The 4,216-nt window shown below is 43.6% G+C and carries 3 protein-coding genes; all 3 read right to left on the bottom strand.

Annotated features, from left to right (window positions below):
* Positions 1-211: 211 nt before the first annotated feature.
* On the bottom strand, positions 212-1,123 hold the full coding sequence (locus tag QUA97_RS27930; RefSeq protein ID WP_333197551.1) for a vitamin K epoxide reductase family protein: 912 nt from the start codon (positions 1,121-1,123) through the stop codon (positions 212-214).
* A gap of 68 nt (positions 1,124-1,191) precedes the next feature.
* On the bottom strand, positions 1,192-3,183 hold the full coding sequence (locus QUA97_RS27925) for a heavy metal translocating P-type ATPase (protein WP_333197549.1): 1,992 nt from the start codon (positions 3,181-3,183) through the stop codon (positions 1,192-1,194).
* 482 nt (positions 3,184-3,665) lie between these two features.
* Positions 3,666-4,100 carry a VOC family protein gene (locus QUA97_RS27920; protein WP_333197547.1) on the bottom strand — a complete coding sequence of 145 codons (435 nt, stop codon included), beginning with the start codon at positions 4,098-4,100 and terminating at the stop codon, positions 3,666-3,668.
* Positions 4,101-4,216 lie beyond the last annotated feature (116 nt).

Raw genomic sequence — 4,216 nt, 5'->3', positions numbered from 1 at the left:
GCTTCACTATTTTTATTCATTTTACCTCATTTTTAAATAGTCTCATACTTATTTGAAATGACTATAAATTCACTGTTAACAGTTAACAGTCAACAGTTAACAGTCAACAGTTAACAGTTAACATCACCAGGAGTGCAACCGGAATTAAAATGAGGTGCGGGCGAGCGACTGCGATCAGGTCGATCGCCCAAAATCACTATTATCAACGTTCCTAATTTGAGAGAAATTGAAATTCGCGAGTTCCTTGATAGCCAGATAAATCAGCTAACTCCTGCAACGATTTTTGCCCTTGGTAAAACTTACCGTCAATTTCCCAAGTGGGAGTTCCCTGAATCTTCGCAGCTTCGCAAAGATCAGGCCTCGCATTTTTCCCTTGAGGATTGCACTCGATATAATTGATAATTCGAGCCGCCTCTTTGCCAAAACTTTCCTTCTGCGCTTGACAGTGATCGCAAGTAAAAGAGCTGTACATTTTAGCTCCCACTCTTTTTAAATGTTCCGCTAATGCAATTTCTGAAGTACCAGAAGATGTTGTAGTATTGATGCTAGTCTCCCTAGCAGTACCGAGATTATTCACATCGGCATAAAGAGCCAGAGAAGAAATCAGCACTAACATAGATACCAGAATTCCTATAAAAAATAGTTGTCCGATATCATCCCATTCGCGACCAATTAATGCTAAGATAAACAAGCTAACTGCAAATAAAGCAGACACAATACAGTAAATACAAGCTGCTTTGATATCAACAGCCAGTACATACATCAGATAGCCGCTGAAAATCGTCATAGCTGTGCTACCAGCAAACAAAAATAGTCCCGTCCAAGACTCTAACTTAGAGCGGAGACTCTTCTGTTCTGTGGGATTAACAAGTAGGGGAGCTACGGCAAAAACTATCATGCTCAAATAGCCCAAAAAACCGAACAAAGAAAGAGGCAAGCCAAACACATAGGCATAGGGACTCGAAAGCACGATGTCGCAGCCTGCGATCGGACAAACTGCCGTTCCGTTGGATAACTTGACCACTGTTAGATAGGCAGTAATCACAGCCCCTATCGAGGCAATTCCTGCCATAATCGGACGGGAATAGCGGTGAATCCAAGGCATAGAACGTTGACGAAACATAATATTTTTGACCTCAGAATGTATGTTTCAATTGTGTATCAGGTAGGCAATACTCACCTTGGGAAACTCTATTTCAACACTCTAGTAGCATTGAAAATTGCAGCTAAAGCGACCCCAACATCGGCAAAAACTGCCTCCCACATAGTAGCCAAACCAAAAGCACCCAAACCAATAAATATCGCTTTAACTGACATCGCAAAAATGATATTTTGCCAGACAATATTGTGAGTTTTTCTGGCAATTTGGATCGCTTCCGCCACCTTTGACGGTGCATCTGCCATAATCACAATATCGGCAGTTTCGATCGCCGCATCCGAACCCAAACCGCCCATTGCTATGCCCACATCAGCCCTAGCAAGCACTGGTGCATCATTAATTCCATCCCCGACAAAGACAATTTTGTCGCCTTTTTTAGATTGGGCGATCAGTTTTTCGATCGCCTCAACTTTTCCTTCGGGTAATAACTCAGCTAAATAGGAATCTAAACCGAGCTTTTTCGCAACACTATCGGCTACAGCTTGATTGTCTCCCGTCAGCATCACAATTCGCTCCACACCCAGTTTCTTGAGGTCGCGAATCGCCTGTACTGCGTCTTCCTTAAGCTCGTCAGCAATCAAAATATAGCCAGCGTAGCGGTTGTCTACTGCTAAATGCACGATCGTACCTTCAGCATTGCAGACATCGTGAGCAATGTTTTCTCGGTGCAGCAAACGGTCATTTCCAGCAAGCACAATTTGATTGTTTACTTGGGCTCGGATGCCGTGTCCCGCTATTTCTTCGTAATCTGTAACCTCCGATGAATCTATTTTTCCGCCGTAAGCTTCCAGAATAGATTTCGCAACTGGATGATTAGATTGAGATTCGACTTTTGCGGCTATTTCCATTAACTCAGTTTGGGAAAAACCATTCTGAGGCACAATTTGTGCTACTTTAAAAACTCCTTTTGTCAGAGTTCCTGTTTTGTCCAAAACAACTGTCTTGACTGCTGTCAGCGTATCTAGAAAAGTCGAGCCTTTAACCAAAATACCGCCCTTGGCTGCACCGCCAATTCCCCCGAAGTATCCCAGAGGAATGCTAATCACCAATCCGCAAGGGCAGGAAATAACTAACAAGACTAAGGCGCGGTACACCCACAAAAATCTGTCTGCATTAGTTGCTCCAGAAATGAACAAAGGCGGAATTAAAGCCACTGCTAGGGATGCAAATACTACAAACGGCGTGTAGTAACTGGCAAATTTGGTGATAAATTTCTCAGTTTCAGCTTTTTTGCTTCTGGCATTTTCTACTAATTCCAGAATTCGGGAGATTGAAGATTCGCCGAATAGTTTGGTAACTTTGACGGTGATAACTCCTGTCTGGTTAATTGTTCCTGCTAAAACTGTTTCTCCAACTTTCACGGTTCGAGGTACTGACTCTCCAGTTAGTGCAGAGGTGTCAATTTGAGAGTTTCCGTCGATAATTTCACCGTCTAAGGGAATTTTTTCTCCCGGTTTGACTAGGATGATATCGCCGACGGCTACGGTTTCGGGCGAAACTTTTTTGATGTCGCCATTTTGCTTGAGGTTGGCGCTATCTGGGCGAATTTCTAAAAGCGATCGAATTGATTGACGCGATCGCCCGATCGCAAATTCTTGAAAAAGTTCTCCGATTTTGAAGAACAACATCACGCCGACTGCTTCAGGCAATTTATGAATGGCTAAAGCCCCCAGTGTTGCTACAGTCATCAAGAAATTTTCATCAAACACTCGGCCTCGCAGAATGTTGCGGCCGGCGCTGGTTAAAACATTCCATCCGCTTAAAAGATAGGCGGGGATAAAAACCAGATATTGAGCTATAGAATAGGGCGTGTTGTGCAGTTTTTCTTCAAAAATTAGACCGCCGACAAATAGTACAACGACCAAGATCACAGGAATCAATTCTTGCTTGAGGTTGAAATCTCCGTGGCCGTGGTCGTGGCCGTGGTCGTGGCCGTGGTCGTCGTGGTTGTGATTCTCATGGCTGTGTTCGTGGTGGTCGTCGTGACTACAGCAGCCGGAATCGCTCGATTTGGCTTTTTGCATGGTTTTTCCTGGGTTTATTCTAACACATGATAGTATGAATAGATATTCATATTGTATAGTCAAAAATAAAATATAGTAGATTTTGAGTTAAAAATCTACTATATTTTATAAAGATATTGTTAAGTTGGTAGGGAACCTTACGGGGGATTAAGAGTAATAACTATTATCATATCGTTTCCGGTAGCATAGGAATGATATAGAGGACACGGCGGGAGCATCTCACTTTTGCAGCCAAGCTAGAAATTGGAGGTAGGAGGCAGGAGACAGGAGACAGGAGGAAAGAGGAAGAAAGAAGGAGTCAAAAGAAGTCTTTTTACAAATATGAGATGCTCCCGGACACGGCAGTGCCGTGTCCCTACAATTAATCGGGGTAGGGACACGGCACTGCCGTGTCCTGACTGTGGGTAATATTAATTCCGATGCTACCGGATTTGAGATCACTTGGAGAGGGAGAATGATTATTCATAGTCGTTAGTCATTAACTAATTAATCCGCCGGATAAACTCTAAGGGCAAACCGTCTGTATCGGCAATAAAAGCTACTTCATAAACATTTTGCCCGATCGCCTGTTGAGTCGGTTCTAATAAAACTTTCAAAGGTTGAAACTGGTTTGGTTGGTCTTTAGCTGCTTCCTCAAACTGTTTTTTGAGAGACTGCAACCAAGTAGGCAAGTCAGTTGTCGCCTCAGTTAAATCAAAAGATAAATGATAGTATCCAACATAATGCTCGTCACCGAAAGCATCCGGTGCGGGTTTTGGTTCCGGGATTTGAATTAGTTCGATGCGTCCGTTGAGACCTTCCATCCAACAGGCTAAGGTGTAACCTGTGGTAAAGCGATCGCTCACAGTAAATCCCAACTGTTCGTAAAAGGCGATCGCCCGGTGAATGTTAGCAGTGCGAATCGAGGCGTGGTGCATTCGATTTTAGATTGGGGAATTGGGCGGAGCGAAGCGGAGGGATTGGGAATTGGGAATTGGGAATTGGGAATTGGGAATTGGGAATTGGGAATTGGGAATTGGGAATTGGGAATTGG

It is taken from the genome of Microcoleus sp. CZ3-B2, assembly GCF_036705055.1.
GTDB lineage: Bacteria > Cyanobacteriota > Cyanobacteriia > Cyanobacteriales > Microcoleaceae > Microcoleus.
This window is presented reverse-complemented; position numbering and strand designations above follow the sequence as displayed.

Coding starts and splice junctions, on each gene's coding strand:
- QUA97_RS27930 (WP_333197551.1), bottom strand. CDS start 1,123: ATGTTTCGTCAACGTTCTATGCCTTGGATTCACCGCTATTCCCGTCCG.
- QUA97_RS27925 (WP_333197549.1), bottom strand. CDS start 3,183: ATGCAAAAAGCCAAATCGAGCGATTCCGGCTGCTGTAGTCACGACGAC.
- QUA97_RS27920 (WP_333197547.1), bottom strand. CDS start 4,100: ATGCACCACGCCTCGATTCGCACTGCTAACATTCACCGGGCGATCGCC.